General features: G+C 70.4%; 13 protein-coding genes and 1 pseudogene. 9 read left to right on the forward strand and 5 right to left on the reverse strand.

Annotated elements, in window-relative coordinates:
* Window positions 1-100 (forward strand): annotated as a pseudogene (locus ACIQTP_RS45595) (IS481 family transposase); the annotation flags it as partial.
* 16 nt (window positions 101-116) lie between these two features.
* Here ACIQTP_RS45595 and ACIQTP_RS45600 read toward each other — a convergent pair.
* Both ACIQTP_RS45600 and ACIQTP_RS45605 read right to left on the reverse strand, forming a co-directional pair.
* On the reverse strand, window positions 117-872 hold the full coding sequence (locus tag ACIQTP_RS45600; protein ID WP_402034933.1) for a decaprenylphospho-beta-D-erythro-pentofuranosid-2-ulose 2-reductase: 756 nt from the start codon (window positions 870-872) through the stop codon (window positions 117-119).
* Window positions 873-907: 35 nt separating this feature from the next.
* Entirely contained in the window at window positions 908-2,299 is a 1,392-nt protein-coding gene (locus ACIQTP_RS45605; protein WP_403411790.1) for an FAD-binding protein, read from the reverse strand.
* Between the two features lie 142 nt (window positions 2,300-2,441).
* On the opposite strand from ACIQTP_RS45605, the gene ACIQTP_RS45610 reads away from it, so the two are divergent.
* The 4 genes from ACIQTP_RS45610 to ACIQTP_RS45625 are packed head-to-tail and all read left to right on the forward strand — an operon-like array spanning window position 2,442 to window position 5,290.
* Window positions 2,442-2,972 carry a phosphatase PAP2 family protein gene (locus tag ACIQTP_RS45610; RefSeq protein WP_402034938.1) on the forward strand — a complete coding sequence of 177 codons (531 nt, stop codon included), beginning with the start codon at window positions 2,442-2,444 and terminating at the stop codon, window positions 2,970-2,972.
* Window positions 2,965-3,909 carry a decaprenyl-phosphate phosphoribosyltransferase gene (locus ACIQTP_RS45615; RefSeq protein ID WP_402034940.1) on the forward strand — a complete coding sequence of 315 codons (945 nt, stop codon included), beginning with the start codon at window positions 2,965-2,967 and terminating at the stop codon, window positions 3,907-3,909. The genes ACIQTP_RS45610 and ACIQTP_RS45615 overlap by 8 nt, the downstream gene beginning before the upstream one ends.
* Window positions 3,906-4,352, forward strand: coding sequence for a GtrA family protein (locus ACIQTP_RS45620; RefSeq protein ID WP_403411793.1), 447 nt, complete (start codon window positions 3,906-3,908; stop codon window positions 4,350-4,352). Before ACIQTP_RS45615 ends, ACIQTP_RS45620 begins: the two co-directional genes overlap by 4 nt.
* Entirely contained in the window at window positions 4,340-5,290 is a 951-nt protein-coding gene (locus ACIQTP_RS45625; RefSeq protein WP_403411796.1) for a YihY/virulence factor BrkB family protein, read from the forward strand. Before ACIQTP_RS45620 ends, ACIQTP_RS45625 begins: the two co-directional genes overlap by 13 nt.
* On the opposite strand, the gene ACIQTP_RS45630 is transcribed toward ACIQTP_RS45625, so the two are convergent.
* The gene (locus ACIQTP_RS45630; RefSeq protein WP_403411799.1) at window positions 5,244-6,554 is read right to left on the reverse strand and encodes a D-alanyl-D-alanine carboxypeptidase family protein; all 1,311 of its coding nucleotides are present in this window, start codon (window positions 6,552-6,554) and stop codon (window positions 5,244-5,246) included. The genes ACIQTP_RS45625 and ACIQTP_RS45630 overlap by 47 nt on opposite strands.
* A 112-nt stretch (window positions 6,555-6,666) precedes the next feature.
* On the opposite strand from ACIQTP_RS45630, the gene ACIQTP_RS45635 reads away from it, so the two are divergent.
* The 4 genes from ACIQTP_RS45635 (at window position 6,667) to ACIQTP_RS45650 (ending at window position 10,472) form a co-directional block, all read left to right on the forward strand.
* Window positions 6,667-6,909, forward strand: a complete 243-nt coding sequence (locus tag ACIQTP_RS45635) for an SCO4848 family membrane protein (protein ID WP_054233715.1) — start codon at window positions 6,667-6,669, stop codon at window positions 6,907-6,909.
* Window positions 6,910-6,969: 60 nt separating this feature from the next.
* Window positions 6,970-8,250 (forward strand): metallophosphoesterase, encoded by a 1,281-nt coding sequence (locus ACIQTP_RS45640; RefSeq protein WP_403411802.1) that lies wholly within the window; start codon window positions 6,970-6,972, stop codon window positions 8,248-8,250.
* A 147-nt stretch (window positions 8,251-8,397) separates the two neighbouring features.
* Window positions 8,398-9,954, forward strand: coding sequence for an ABC transporter substrate-binding protein (locus tag ACIQTP_RS45645; protein WP_403411805.1), 1,557 nt, complete (start codon window positions 8,398-8,400; stop codon window positions 9,952-9,954).
* Between the two features lie 113 nt (window positions 9,955-10,067).
* Window positions 10,068-10,472: an ATP-binding protein gene (locus tag ACIQTP_RS45650; RefSeq protein WP_402034953.1), complete on the forward strand. Its 405-nt coding sequence runs from the start codon at window positions 10,068-10,070 to the stop codon at window positions 10,470-10,472.
* Between the two features lies 1 nt (window position 10,473).
* Here the strand turns inward: ACIQTP_RS45650 and ACIQTP_RS45655 are convergent, their stop codons facing one another.
* Complete coding sequence (locus ACIQTP_RS45655) at window positions 10,474-12,684, reverse strand: sulfatase-like hydrolase/transferase (RefSeq protein WP_403411808.1); 2,211 nt, start codon at window positions 12,682-12,684, stop codon at window positions 10,474-10,476.
* 178 nt (window positions 12,685-12,862) lie between these two features.
* Complete coding sequence (locus ACIQTP_RS45660; protein WP_403411870.1) at window positions 12,863-14,293, reverse strand: ATP-binding protein; 1,431 nt, start codon at window positions 14,291-14,293, stop codon at window positions 12,863-12,865.
* Between the last annotated feature and the right edge of the window lie 19 nt (window positions 14,294-14,312).

Genomic DNA, 14,312 nt, shown 5'->3' on the forward strand with positions numbered 1-14,312 from the left:
AGACTTCCTCCACACCTACAACCACCACCGCTGCCACACCGCGCTCGGCGGCCAGCCACCGATCAGCCGCGTGAACAACGCTGCGGGTCAATACAGCTAGGTCCTGTCGTCGCCGATCAGATCGGCAGGCGGCGGAACACCGCTCGCGGTACGTGCCGCAGCGCCGCCATCACCAGCCGCAGCGCCCCCGGCACCCACACCGTCTCCGAGCGCCGTCGCAGCCCCACCTCGATGGCCGTCGCTACCGCCTCCGGTGTCGTGGCCATGGGTCCTTCCGCGCGCCCCGCGGTCATCTTCGTACGGACGAACCCCGGGCGTACGACCATCACGTGGACGCCGGTGCCGTGCAGCGCGTCGCCCAGACCCTGGGTGAAGGCGTCCAGGCCCGCCTTGCTGGACCCGTAGATGAAGTTGGAGCGGCGGGCGCGCTCGCCCGCGACCGAGGAGAGCACCACGAGGGAGCCGTGCCCCTGCGTCTGGAGGGCCCGCGCGCACACCAGCAAGGCCGGCACCGCGCCCGTGTAGTTGGTCTGCGCGATCCGGGCGGCGGCCACCGGCTCCCGCTCGTCGCGGGCCTGGTCGCCGAGGACCCCGAAGGCGAGCAGCACCATGTCGAGGTCGCCCTCGGCGAAGACCTTGCCGAGGACCGTCTCGTGGGACTCGGGGTCGAGCGCGTCGAAGGCGAGGGTACGGACGTCCGCGCCGAGTCCGCGCAGGTGTTCGGCATCCCGCTCCAGGGCCGGCGAGGGCCGTCCGGCGAGCCACACCGTGCGGGTGCGCCGGGCGATCAGACGGCGCGCCGTGGCCAGCGCGATCTCGGACGTGCCGCCGAGGATCAGCAGGGACTGCGGGGCTCCGAAGGCGTCCTTCATGACAACTCCTAGAGGGGTGAGGAGGCGGGACGGTTCTACAGGTCGAGGCGGCGGGACAGGTCGGAGGTGAACACCCCGCGCGGGTCCAACTCGGCCCGCAGCCTGCGGAATTCGGTCAGCCGTGGATACATGCCGGCCAGCAGTTCCGGCCGTAGCCGCGCGTCCTTCGCCAGGTACACGCGTCCGCCCGCCCCGGCCACCTCCTCGTCCAGCTCGTCGAGGAAGGTGCCGAGGCCCGGCAGGTTCGCGGGGATGTCCAGGGCGAGGGTCCAGCCCGGCATCGGGAAGGAGAGCCAGCCCGGATCGCCCTCACCGAAACGCTTCAGGACGGCGAGGAAGGACGGACACCGGCGTTCGGCGACGCGCCGCACGATGCGCCGCAGGGCCTCCTCGCATCCGTGCCTGACGACGAACTGGTACTGCACGAAGCCACCGCGCCCGTAGACCCGGTTCCAGTGCGGCACCCCGTCGAGCGGGTGGAAGAAGGCCGAGATCCGCTGTAGCTCACCGGCACGCGCGCGGGGTGCCTTCCGGTACCAGAGCTCATTGAAGAGGCCCACCGTGCCGCGGCCGAGCAGCCCCTCCGGTACGAAGGCGGGCGCGGACGGGAACCGCGGTGGGCGGAACGCCAGCGGGCGCCGGCGTGCGCGTGGGGGGAGCGCGTCCAGGGGGGCGTGCTCCCCGCGGGTGAGCACCGAGCGTCCCGTCGAGCGGCCGCGCGCGAGCAGGTCGATCCAGGCGACCGAGTAGCGGTAGCGGTGGTCCGTGGCGGTGAGACGGGCCATCAAGTCGTCCAGGTCCGCCGCGCGTTCGGTGTCGACGGACATCAGCGAGGTCGCGACGGGCTGGAGCCGGACGGTCGCCGTGAGGATCACCCCGGTCAGGCCCATGCCGCCCGCGGTGGCGTCGAAGAGGGGGGTGTGCCGGGCCACCGTGCGGATCGCGCCGTCCGCGGTCAGCAGCTCGAAGGAGAGGACGTGGCGGGCGAACGAGCCGGACACGTGGTGGTTCTTGCCGTGGATGTCCGCGCCGATCGCGCCGCCGACGGTCACATAGCGGGTTCCGGGCGTGACCGGCACGAACCAGCCGAGCGGGAGCAGGACTTCCATCAGCCGGTGCAGGCTCACGCCCGCGTCGCAGAGCACGGTCCCGCCGTCGACGTCGATCGCGTGGATGCGGTCGAGGCCGGTCATGTCGAGCACGGCCCCGCCCGCGTTCTGCGCCGCGTCCCCGTACGCCCGCCCCAGGCCCCGGGCGATGCCTCCGCGGACCCCGCAGGCGCGGACGGCGGCCGCCGCTTCCTCGTAGGTGCGCGGGCGGACCAGACGGGCGGTGGTCGGGGCGGTGCGGCCCCAGCCCGTGACGGAGACGGGTTCGGCCGGGTCGGAGGCGGATCCGGCCGGGTCGGAGGCGGTGTCGGCAGGCATGACCGTGACCGTATCGGCGAAAAAGGTGCATAAAGCCCTCACCTCTCCCGTCTTCGCGGCTCCTCACCGAAATGGGTGATTAATGGGATGTCGTAAGAGATTGCCGTAATTCTGCGGCCACTCCCTAGAAGAGTGAGATCACATGGACGACCTTGACGACATGGACCGCCGACGGTGGGACGGCATGGACCGTCGGCTGCTGTCGGCCCTCCACGAGCGCGGCACGGATCCACGCGTGGCGGCCGTCGCACGCGCCCTGTCCTGGACCGGGGAGCACGGCGTGCTGTGGCTCGCGGCCGGGCTCACGGGGACGGTGGTCGACCGCGGGCGGCGCGGCGCGTGGCTGCGCGGCACGGCGCTCACCGCCACCGCGCACCTCGCCAGCATGGGCGTGAAGCGGATCGTGCGCCGTCCACGCCCCGCGCACATCGTCCCGCTGGTGCGCACGGCCGGACGTCACTCGTTCCCCAGCTCCCACGCGGCCTCCGCGACGGCCGCGGCGGTCGCCTTCGGCGCGCTCGGCGTCCGCCCGCTGCTCCCGCTCGCCGCCGCGATGTGTCTCTCCCGGCTGGTGGCCGGCGTCCACTACCCCTCGGACGTGGTCGCGGGCGCCGCCCTGGGCGCCCTGACGGCCCGTCTGGGCGCCCGCTGGATCGAGGCCGGCCATGGCTGAACGCACGGTGCTTCTGGACCCCACGCCGACCGCCCCGGTTCCGGTGCGGACCCTCACCGGCCTCGCCCGGGGCCTCCTTCGGACCACCCGTCCCCGCCAGTGGGTGAAGAACCTGCTGGTCGTGGCGGCCCCGGCGGCGGCGGGCCAGCTCTTCTCCCGGCACGCGGTGATCCAACTCGCGCTCGTCTTCGTCCTGTTCACGGCCTGCGCCGCCGCCGTCTACCTGATCAACGACGCCCGGGACGCCGAGGCCGACCGCGCCCACCCGGTCAAGCGTCACCGCCCGGTCGCCGCGGGCCAGGTCCCCGTCCCCGTCGCGTACGCCGCGGGCGGCGTCCTCGCCGTCCTCGCCCCGACCGCCGCCGTCCTGCTGTCCTCCCCGGTCACCGCGGCACTGCTGACCGCTTACCTAGGCATGCAACTGGCGTACTGCGTCAGCCTCAAGCACGTCCTGGTGGTCGACCTCGCCGTCGTGACGACCGGGTTCCTGATGCGGGCGATGATCGGCGGGCTCGCCCTCGGCATCCCGCTCTCCCGCTGGTTCCTGATCACCACGGGTTTCGGCGCGCTCTTCATGGTGGCGGCGAAACGGTACTCCGAGGCCCTCCAGCTGGCCGGGAAGGCCGGCGCCACCCGCGCGCTGCTCACCGAGTACACCACCGGCTATCTGCGCTTCGTCTGGCAGCTGGCGGCCGGGGTCGCCGTGCTCGGCTACTGCCTGTGGGCCCTGGAGGAGGGCGGCGTGCCCAGCGCCGGGGTGCTGCCCTGGCGCCAACTGTCCATGGTCGCCTTCATCCTGGCCGTCCTGCGGTACGCCGTCTTCGCCGACCGGGGCGCGGCGGGCGAGCCCGAGGACGTCGTCCTGCGCGACCGCGCGCTCGCCCTGATCGGACTGGTGTGGCTCGCGATGTACGGGCTCGCGGTCGTGAACTGGTGAGCCTCGCCCAGCGGCCCCTGACCCAGGAGCTCCTGGGCTTCGCCACCGTCGGCGTCCTCGCCTACGCCGCCGACCTCGGCCTCTTCGTATGGCTGCGCGGCCCGGTGGGGCTCGCCCCGCTCACCGCCAAGGCGCTGTCGTTCGTGGCGGGCTGCTCGGTCGCGTACACCGGCAACGCGCTCGGCACGTATCGGCACCACCCCGTGAGGGGGACCCGGCGGTGCCCCGACTTCCTCGTATTCCTCGCAGTGAACCTCGTGGGCGCCCTCGTCCAGCTGCTGTGCGTCGCCGTCAGCCACTATGGCCTCGGGCTCACCTCGCGGCGCGCCGACACGGTATCCGGCGCGGGGATCGGTATGGCGCTTGCCACGGTCCTGCGTTTCTGGGGTACCCGGACATTGGTTTTCCGAGGTGAGGGCAGAGTCGGATCATGGACTGGCTGAAGAAGCTCCCCGGCGTGGGGCCGTTGGTCACCCGCCTGATGGCCACGCACGGGTGGCGGTCGTACGAGCGTCTGGACCGGGTGAAGTGGACACGGCTCGCCGCCGCGATGACCTTCATCAGCTTCGTGGCGCTCTTCCCGCTGCTGACCGTCGGCGCCGCGATCGCCGCCGCCACCCTCACCAGCCAGCGGCAGAAGGAACTCCAGGACAAGATCGCCGAGCAGGTGCCGGGCATCTCCGACCAGCTCGACATCAACGCGCTGGTCCAGAACGCCGGCACCATCGGGCTCATCGCGGGCGCCGTCCTGCTGTTCACCGGCATCGGCTGGGTCGGCTCCATGCGGGACTGTCTGCGCGCGGTGTGGGAACTGCCCGACAGGGAGGAGAACCCGCTCCTGCGCAAGCTCCTGGACGCCGGGATCCTCGTCGGACTCGGCGGTGCCGTACTCGTCACCATCGCCGTCTCCACCATCGCGTCCTCGCTGGTCGGCTGGTCGGCCCGGCAGCTCGGCATCGGCGAACACGGCTGGGGGAGCGTGCTGCTGCAGTTTGCCGCGTTCGCCGTCGCCGTACTCACCGACTTCCTGGTGCTTCTGTACGTCCTGACCCTGCTGCCGGGCGTCGAGCCGCCGCGCCATCGGCTCGTCGTCGCCGCGCTGATGGGCGCCATCGGCTTCGAACTGCTCAAGCTGCTGCTCAGCAGCTATATGCGAGGCGTGGCGTCGAAGAGCATGTACGGCGCCTTCGGTGTGCCCGTCGCGCTGCTGCTGTGGATCAACTTCACCTCGAAACTGATCCTGTTCTGCGCCTCCTGGACGGCCACGGGACATGCCGACTCCGGCCCGAAGCAACCCGACGACGAGCCCGACGAGCCTGGGGAATTCGGGGAGGTCAGTGGCGGCGGCGCATCAGGTCGGGGAGGGGCCAGCGGCGGTTGACGAGGAAGACGGCGCCGGCGACCAGGGCGAGCAGGCCGCCCGTGATGGCCAGGGCGATCCCGATCCCGCTGGAGCCGTCCTTCGCCGCCGTGGAGGCGGCCACCGGCTTCGGCGAGGCCTTGGTCCCCTGGTCCCCGGTCGGCACCGGCGTGTTGGATCCGGCGGACGCGGTCGCACCCGCCTGCACGCCGGTGTCGATGCCCTTCGGCGGCACCAGCTCACCCACCGGCGTGACCTTGCCGGCCGCGCTGAAGCCCCAGTCGAGCAGCCGCGCGGCCTCCTTGTAGACCTCGTTGTGCTCGTCCTTCTCCGGGTTCATCACGGTGACCAGCAGCACCTTGCCGTTCCGCTCGGCGACACCGGTGAAGGTGGCGCCCGCGTTGGTGGTGTTGCCGTTCTTCACCCCCGCGATGCCCTGGTACGTGGAGACGTCGGCGTCACCGGTCAGCAGCCGGTTGGTGTTCTGGATCTCGAAGGACTCGCGGGTCGTCTTCCCCTTGTCGTTCTTCTTCGTCTCGCCCGGGAATTTCGCCCGCACGGTCGAGCAGTACTCCCGGAAGTCCTTCTTCTGCAGTCCGGAACGGGCGAACAGCGTCAGGTCGTACGCCGACGACACCTGGCCCGGCTGGTCGTAGCCGTCGGGGCTGACCACGTGCGTGTCGAGGGCCTGCAGGTCATCGGCGTGCGCCTGCATGTCCTTGACCGTCTGCTCCACGCCGCCGTTCATCGCCGACAGCACATGCACGGCGTCGTTGCCGGAGCGCAGGAAGACGCCGAGCCACAGATCGTGCACGCTGTACGTCTCCTCCTCCTTTATCCCCACCATGCTGGAGCCCGCGCCGATGCCCGAGAGGTCGGTGACGGCGACCTTGTGCTGCTCGGTCCTGGGGAACTTCGGCAGCACGGTGTCGGCGAAGAGCATCTTCAGCGTGCTCGCCGGGGGCAGCCGCCAGTGCGCGTTGTGGGCGGCCAGCACGTCGCCCGACTCGGCGTCGGTGACGATCCAGGAGCGCGCGGTCACGTCCTTGGGCAGCACCGGTGCGCCCGCGCCGAGAGCCACCTGGGTCCCGGCCTGTCCCAGCCGCGCTCCGCCCACCGTCGACATGTTCGCCGGCGGAGTCGCGCTCGGACTCGCCGTCGGTGACGGTGACGACGACGGCTTGCCGGCCGCGAAGACGGGGACCGTCGTCGTCAGCGAAAGAGACAACAGGGTGGCGGAAGTGACCAGCAGCGATCGCCGAATGGTCTTCTTGGTGGCGGGCACGGTCGAGAAATTACAGGGCGCGGGCCGGGAAGTCCCATTACCCGATGTTGGAGTCCCCTGGTCCCGGCCACCCCGGCGCCGGGTCCCGGCCGGCGACGGCGATACTGGACCCATGAAGCTCAGCCGCCCCGTCTCCTGGTTCCTGCTCGCCTTCGGAGTGTGGAGCTGGATCATCTGGGTCACTTTCGTCAAGAATTTGTGGAAGGACGGCAGCGGGCTCGCGTTCAACGACGCGGGGGATCCGACGGCGTACTTCTGGGTGCACCTGACGCTCGCCGTCGTCTCCTTTGTCTTGGGGACGGTCGTCGGAGGCATCGGGTTCCGCGGACTGCGCGCATTGCGCCAGACGTCATAACAAAAGGCGGCAAACGGGGGACAACCGAACACAGCGGCACGCAACGGGGGATACGGCGCCTTGGTCATCGTCTTCGTACTGGTGGGGCTGCTCGCCCTCGCCGCGGTCGCGGGCCTGTACTGGTACGTGTGGCGCCGTCTGGTGCGCGACACGACGTCCGGTCCGGGGCTCGCCCGGCGCGCGGGCACGGTGGTCTTCGTCGCCGGGCCGGTGCTGATGATCGCCGCGGTCGCCGCGGAGCGCGCCGGTGCGCCCTTCTGGCTCCAGCGGGTGCTGGCCTGGCCCGGGTTCCTGTGGATGGCGCTGTCCATCTATCTGCTGTTGGGGGCGGTCGCGGGGGAGGTCGTACGACCGCTGCTGCGCCGGGTCGTGGAGCGGCGCGCGGCCCCCGCTGTGGCCGTACCGAACCCGGCACCCGTACCGCAGACGGAGTCGGTGCCGCACACGGAGTCGGTGCAGACGGGAGCGATCCCCCAGGAGCCCCCGTCTGCCGTACCGCCACGGCCCGTCACCACCCCCTCGCGGCGGCTCTTCGTCTCGCGTGCCGTCGGCGGGGCCGCCGCGGCCGTCGCCGTGGGGACCGTGGGATACGGGACGTACGGGGTGCTGCGCGGGCCCCGGGTGAAGCGGGTCACCGTGCCGCTGGCCAAACTGCCCCGGTCCGCTCACGGGTACCGGATCGCCGTGGTGAGTGACATCCACCTCGGACCCACCCTGGGCAGGGACTTCTGCCGGCGGGTCGTCGACACGATCAACTCGACGCAGCCCGACCTGATCGCGGTGGTCGGGGACCTCGTCGACGGGAGTGTGAAGGACCTCGGACCCGCCGCGGCGCCCCTCGCGCGGCTGCGGGCACGGCACGGCTCGTACTTCGTCACGGGCAACCACGAGTACTACTCCGGCGCCGCGCAATGGGTTCGGGAAGTACGGGAACTGGGTCTGCACCCGCTCGAGAACGCCCGGACGGAAATGGCCGGATTCGATCTCGCGGGCGTCAACGACGTCGCGGGGGAGAGCGAGGGGCACGGGCCCGACTTCGGGAGGGCGCTGGGGGACCGGGACACCTCCCGGGCCGTGGTGCTGCTCGCCCACCAGCCGGTCCAGATCCACGACGCCGTCAAGCACGGTGTCGACCTCCAGCTCTCCGGACACACCCACGGCGGACAGCTCTGGCCGGGCAACTACATCGCGGAACTGGCCAATCCCACGGTCGCGGGCCTGGAGCGGTACGGCGACACGCAGCTGTACGTCTCCCGGGGCGCGGGTGCGTGGGGGCCGCCGACCCGGGTGGACGCGCCGTCGGACATCACCGTCGTGGAACTGGCATCCCCGCAAGCCTGAGAACCAGCTGTGAAACAGGGGCGAAACGGTCTTTCCCCATACCCCGTCCGATTCTTCGGACACCTCTTCCCTCGGACGAAACACCTGTGGTTGGGTGATCCGCGTCACTGGGGAGTGACGCGGGGCGTGGCCTGGGGAGGGGCGCCGATGCGATCGGTTCGCATACGGATTCTCGCGGTGCTGGTGGTACTGGCGGCCGTGGCTGTGGGCGGCTGGCAGTTACTGCCGTCGAAGGAGAACGACAACAGGACCATCACGGTCGGGACGACGGACGCCGTCACGTCACTCGACCCGGCGGGCGCGTACGACGCCGGCTCCTGGGCCCTGTTCAGCAATGTGTTCCAGTCACTGCTGACGTTCGAGCCCGGTGGCGCGGCCCCCGTGCCGGACGCGGCGAAGAGCTGCGGGTTCGTGGGCACGGGACTGCGGACCTATGCCTGCACCCTGCGCGACGACCTGACCTTCCCGAGCGGAAGCAAGGTGACCGCCGAGGACGTGAAGTTCTCCTTCGACCGGGTCAAGGCCATCAACTCCGAGGTGGGGCCGGCATCCCTGCTCTCCACTCTCGGCTCGGTGGATGCCGAGGGCCTCAAGGTCACCTTCCACCTGTCCTCGCCGGACGCCACCTTCCCCTTCAAGGTGGCCACCGGAGCCGGGTCGATCGTCGATCACACCCGCTACCCGAAGCGCGCCCTGCGCAAGGACGCGGGCGCCGACGGCACCGGACTGTACGTACTGAAGACGTATACGAAGGACAAGCGGGCCGTCCTCGCGCCCAACCAGCACTACGCGGGCGCCGCCAAGGGGAGCGGCGCGCCCACCGTGCTGCGTTACTACGCCACCCCCAAGGCACTGGAGAACGCCTGGAAGGCGAAGCAGGTCGACGTCGCGACGCGTCAGCTGCCGCCCGCGACGCTCGCCACCCTCTCGCCGAGCGACCCGAACCAGCACGTCACCGAGTCCGACAGCGCCGAGACCCGCAACCTCGTCCTCGACGTCCGTGCGAACTCGCCGCTGCACGACCGCCTCGTACGGCAGGCCGTCGCCGCGCTGATCAACCGCGAGCAACTGGTCAGCCAGACCTACAAGGGGACGACCGATCCGCTGTACGGGCTGATCCCGGCGGGCATCACGGGGCACTCGACGTCCTTCTTCGACACCTATCCCAAGCCCGACGCGAAGAAGGCGAAGGCCCTGCTGACCGAGGCCGGGGTGTCACTGCCGGTGCGCTTCACCTACGGGTACGCCGAGGGGCGGGGCGCCGCGGGTGAGGAGGCCACCGAGCTCAAGCGGCAGCTGGAGGCGAGCGGCCTGTTCAAGGTGGACATCAAGGGCTACGAGTGGACCGATTTCCAGAAGCGGTACGCCGAGGGCCGGTTGGACGCCTGGGCGGTCGGCTGGGTCGCCGACTTCCCGGACCCGGACACCTTCAGCGCCCCGCTCGTCGGCACCGGCAACAGCATGAAGAACGGGTACAGCGACAAGGACGTGGACCGGCTGATTCAGGACAGTCAGCACTACGAGGACCGCAGCCGTACGTCCGACGACTTCCAGGCACTGCAGGAAATCGTGGCCCGCGATGTTCCCCTGATTCCCCTGTGGCAGCGCAAGGAGTATGTACTCAGCAGTGAGGACGTCGGCGGCGGCCAGTATCTGTCCGACGGGACCGGTGTCTTCCGCCTCTGGCGGCTGAGCTGGATATGACACGTGACGTGATCTCACGGGGTGGCCCCCCACCCCGGTGACATCGCCTCTCGCCCAACGCAGCACCATGTGCGCACTATGTGCCGGGGATGTGTGCGGGGTGAGGAGCTGAGGTGTTGAGACGCAACGCGTTCCGGCTGCCCCGGCATCCGGCGTCCGTCGGACTCGCCCGGCGCCGGGTGCGCGACCATCTGCGGGACTGGGGCCACAGCCCCGACGACCCGGCGCTCGCGGACGTCGTCCTGATCGTCTCCGAGCTCGTGACCAACGCCGTACGCCACGGACCCCTTCACGAGGGGGAGTTCGAGGTCGCGGTGACCGCCCTCGCCGACGGCTCCTGCTTCGTCGAGGTCTCCGACGAGGGTCTCGCCGCACCACGACTGCGGCCGGTCTCCGAGGGGGAGGAGACCGGCCGGGGCCTCCACCTCGTGGAGGGCGTCGCCGTGGCGTGGGGGGTGTGGAGCCGGGGCCGCTACGGCAAGACCGTGTGGGCGGTCGTGGCGGCCCCGGCGCCCTGAGTCACGGCGCCGGGGTCGAGCCGTATGCCGTCAGGAAGCGGTCGCGGAACGCGTCCATCTTCCAGACCGGGGTGTCATGCTTCGGCTGCAGGCCGTCCGCCCAGTTCCAGTCGGCGATCTTGTCCAGGACCTTCGGGTCCTTGGCGACGATCGAGACCGGCACGTCACGGCTGGCGTGGTTGCCGCTGACCCGGGCGATGGGCTGGTGGTCGCCGAGGAAGATCAGCACGGTGTTCTTGTTGCCGTACTTCACCAGGTAGTTGATGAGGCTCGACACCGAGTACTGGATGGACTTGCCGTACTCCTGCTTCGACTTGGTGGAGTCGGTGATGATGTCCGCGGGCCGCTTGCCTGCCTTCTCGATCGCCTTGTAGACCGAGCCGTCACCGACCTGGTCCTGCGGGACCAGCTTGGGAATCGGCGCCCAGGGCTGGTGGCTGGAGGTCAGGATGATCGTCGACATCAAAGGCTTGTCGTGCTTCTTGCTGTGCACCAGGCGCTCGAACGCGGTCAGCGCGTACTGGTCGGGCATGGTCGACCAGCTGAACTTCGGTCCCTCGTAGCCGAGTTTGTGGGAGTCGTAGAGCTTGTCGATGCCGTAGAACTTCTGCTCCGGCCAGGCCTTCTGGATGCCCGGCATGACGCCGACCGTGTCCCAGGCGCCCGTCTTCTTGAAGGCGCCGGGGAGGGTCAGGCGCTCGCCCGCGGTGACGGTGCGGTAGCGCTGCTGGTTGCTGATCCACAGGCCCGACATGAAGGTGGAGTGCCCCAGCCAGCTGCTTCCGCCGTACGTCGCCGAGGTCAGCCAGCCGCTCTTCGCCGCGAACCCGGCGTCGGTCAGCTTCTTGTTCTCGGCGGTGAGCGTCGCGTCGACGCCGGGTGCCATGACCGGGTCCTCGATCGCGCTGCGGCCGTAGCTCTCGATGAAGGTGATCATCATGTCCTTGCCACGCAGCCCGGTGAGCAGCTGGTCGGGCGGCGTGTTGGCGAAGTTGTCCTTCTTCGCGATCTTGCGGAACGCGGCCTCGTCCCGCAGCGTCTGCCGCACCTGCGCCGTCTTGAACTGGAGGGCCTGCAAGGTGTGCTCCGAAGCGAGGGGCACCCCCTCGGCGTACTGCACGCCCAGCGCCGCGCAGGTGACCCAGGCGATGGCCAGCACCAGCGTCGTGCGGGTCGCCGTCTCGGTGTTCCGGGCCGCCAGGTTGCCCAGTCGGATCACCGACATCGTCACGAGGGCGAGTACGACGATCACGAGCGTCACGGCCAGGGCCACGATGCCGAGCGCGCCACCCTTGCCGAACGTGTCCTGGAGGTATCCCTGCGCATCGCTGAAGAGCGACCAGTCGAGGACGACGTTGAAGCCTCGCCCGAGGTATTCGTTGAAGCCGATGTCGAGGAAGTTCACGACGGTCAGGGCGCCCAGGCCGAGCCCGACGAACACCGCCACGGCGATCCGCGGCTTGCGGGGCAGGACGATCAGCAGGGCGGCGCCGAAGATCGCCTCCACCGGGAGACGCACGAAAGCGGCCAGCCGGAACTTGTCCGCCTGGGTCGGCATGAGCAGCGCGGCGACCACGACAGCGAGGGCCACGGCGGTCGTGGTCCACGCGAGAACGCGGGCCGCGACCGGGTACTTCTCCCGCCACCCACCCCGGCCACGCCGCCGCCACCAGCGTTGGTGGGGGGTGGTGGGGGTGTCAGGGGTGTCGGACGCGGCGGCGGGTGTGGCGGCGTCCGGCCCCGGGACTTCGGCCTCCGGAGCACTGGTCTCCGGGGTTTCCGCCTCGGGAGCCTCCGTGGCACCCGCCTCAGGAGCCTCCGCCTCCGGGGTTTCCGCCTTGGGGGTCTCGGCCTCCGTGGCATCTGCCTCGGGAGTCTCGGCCTCCGCCCCGGGAGCCTCCGCCTCGGCGCCATCCGCCTCAGGAGTCTCCGCTTCAGGAGTTTCCGCCTCTGGAGCGCTCACCTCGGGAGTCTCTGCCTCGGGAGTCTCTGCTTCAGGAGTCTCCGCCTCAGAAGTCTCCGCCTCCGGGATCTTCGCTTCCGGGGTTTCCGCCTTCAGGGGGTCGGCCTTCGAGGGCTTCGTCTGCGGCGCTTCAGCCTGGACGGTGTCCCTCGGAGCGGGGGCGTCCAGGGGCGTGACCTCCTGCGAGGGCGTGTCCTCCGGCGCCTCGTCCGTTTTCGACAGCTGTCGAGAGCTCGTGTTGAACGACAACCCGGCGGTCCTTCCGTGCGAAGCCCGGTGGTGGCGCGGCGGACCAGGCTGAGGTCGGGGCCGCCTTCATCTGTTGGGTACGAGGTCGTACCGGCCGGTGTTCAATCATCCGGGTTTGCTTATGTTCAAGCGAGTCACCGAGCTTGTTCAAGCACCTCACTGTGCTTGTTAAAACAGCTCACCGCGTCGGAAGCGTAACCGTGACCTCGAGCCCCGCTCCCGGCGCCGTCCGTACCGCCACATCACCCCCGTGCGCGGCCACCACTCCCTGCACGATCGCCAGCCCCAGCCCGCTGCCCGCACCACCGCCCGCCCGGAAGAACCGGTCGAAGATGCGCGCCGCGTCCTCCTCCGCCAGCCCGGGCCCCTGGTCCGCGACACACAGCCGTACGACCCCGTCCTCCCGTTCGAGACCGAGCCGCACCGGCACGTCGGCGGGTGTGTGGGTGCGTACGTTGGCCACCAGGTTGCCCAGCACCTGCCGCAGCCCCGACTCGTCGGCGTGCACCAGCAGTGCCCCGTCGGCGCCCACGGTCACCGGACGTCCGGGCTGCTGGGCCCGCAGATCCTCGGCCGCGTCCCGCACCAGACGGCTCAGGTCGACGTTCTTGAAACGCAGCTCGGGGCTCTGGTCGAGGCGGGCCAGGATGAGCAGTTCGTCCACGAGGCGTCCCATGCGGTCGGCCTCGGCGTTCATCCGGTCCCAGGCCCGCCGGCGCTCACCCGGCTCGCGCAGCATCCCCTTCTCGTACAGCTGGAGGTAGCCGCGGATCGCCGACAGCGGGGTGCGCAGCTCGTGCGAGGCGTCCGCGACGAACCGGCGCAGCTGCGCCGCGCTGCGCTCGCGGGTCCGGTACGCCGATTCCACCTGGTGAAGCATGGAGTTGAGGGCGAGCCGCAGTTGTTCGACCTCCTGGGTCGGATGGTGGCTGGAGGGTACACGCCGGGTGAGGTCTCCCTCGGCGATGGCGGACGAGGTCTCCACCATGTCCTCCAGTGGCCGCATCCGGCGGCTCACGCTGATCATGGTCAGCACCGCGAGCAGCGTCAACAGCATGGTTCCGACGCCCAGGTCGAGCTTGAGGGCCTTGGCGATGCCCTTGTGCAGGGCGTCGGTCGAGGTGGCGAGCAGCACGTACGTGCCGTCGGCGAGCCGGGCCCCGGTGACCCGGTAGGAGGCGCCGTGCACGGTGGTGTCGTGCAGGGCGGGGTCGTGCGCGAGGGCGCTCGGGTCGTCCACGGCCGCGGCCAGTGCGCGCTGGATGTCGGTGGGCTTGAAACCGCCGACGCTGAGCGGGGTCCCGTGGCCGTCCACCGCCGCGAAGATCGAGTCCGGCTTGTCGGACCGGTCCGTGCCGGGGATCATCCGCTCGCGTACGAAGGCGAGTGCGGTGAGTGAGTCGATCTGGTGGAGGGTGAGCCGCGAACCCGCCAGTGACTCCCGCGTCTTGGACAGTTCCGTGTCGACCTGGTCGAGCAGATAGTGCCGCATGCCCATCAGGCTGACGGCGGTCGCCACGATGATGCCCAGCGCCAGCAACGCCACGTTCGCGAGCGTCAGCTTGCCGCGCAGCGAGTGGATCCCGTGGTGACGCCGGGGCCGCCGCACACTCACATACGCGGGAATC

The organism is Streptomyces sp. NPDC090798, assembly GCF_044768965.1.
Lineage (GTDB): Bacteria > Actinomycetota > Actinomycetes > Streptomycetales > Streptomycetaceae > Streptomyces.

What these genes read in the sequence shown, in the direction of transcription:
- ACIQTP_RS45600 (WP_402034933.1), bottom strand. Translation starts at nt 872, where the DNA reads ATGAAGGACGCCTTCGGAGCCCCGCAGTCCCTGCTGATCCTCGGCGGC.
- ACIQTP_RS45605 (WP_403411790.1), bottom strand. Translation starts at nt 2,299, where the DNA reads ATGCCTGCCGACACCGCCTCCGACCCGGCCGGATCCGCCTCCGACCCG.
- ACIQTP_RS45610 (WP_402034938.1), top strand. Translation starts at nt 2,442, where the DNA reads ATGGACGACCTTGACGACATGGACCGCCGACGGTGGGACGGCATGGAC.
- ACIQTP_RS45615 (WP_402034940.1), top strand. Translation starts at nt 2,965, where the DNA reads ATGGCTGAACGCACGGTGCTTCTGGACCCCACGCCGACCGCCCCGGTT.
- ACIQTP_RS45625 (WP_403411796.1), top strand. Translation starts at nt 4,340, where the DNA reads ATGGACTGGCTGAAGAAGCTCCCCGGCGTGGGGCCGTTGGTCACCCGC.
- ACIQTP_RS45635 (WP_054233715.1), top strand. Translation starts at nt 6,667, where the DNA reads ATGAAGCTCAGCCGCCCCGTCTCCTGGTTCCTGCTCGCCTTCGGAGTG.
- ACIQTP_RS45645 (WP_403411805.1), top strand. Translation starts at nt 8,398, where the DNA reads ATGCGATCGGTTCGCATACGGATTCTCGCGGTGCTGGTGGTACTGGCG.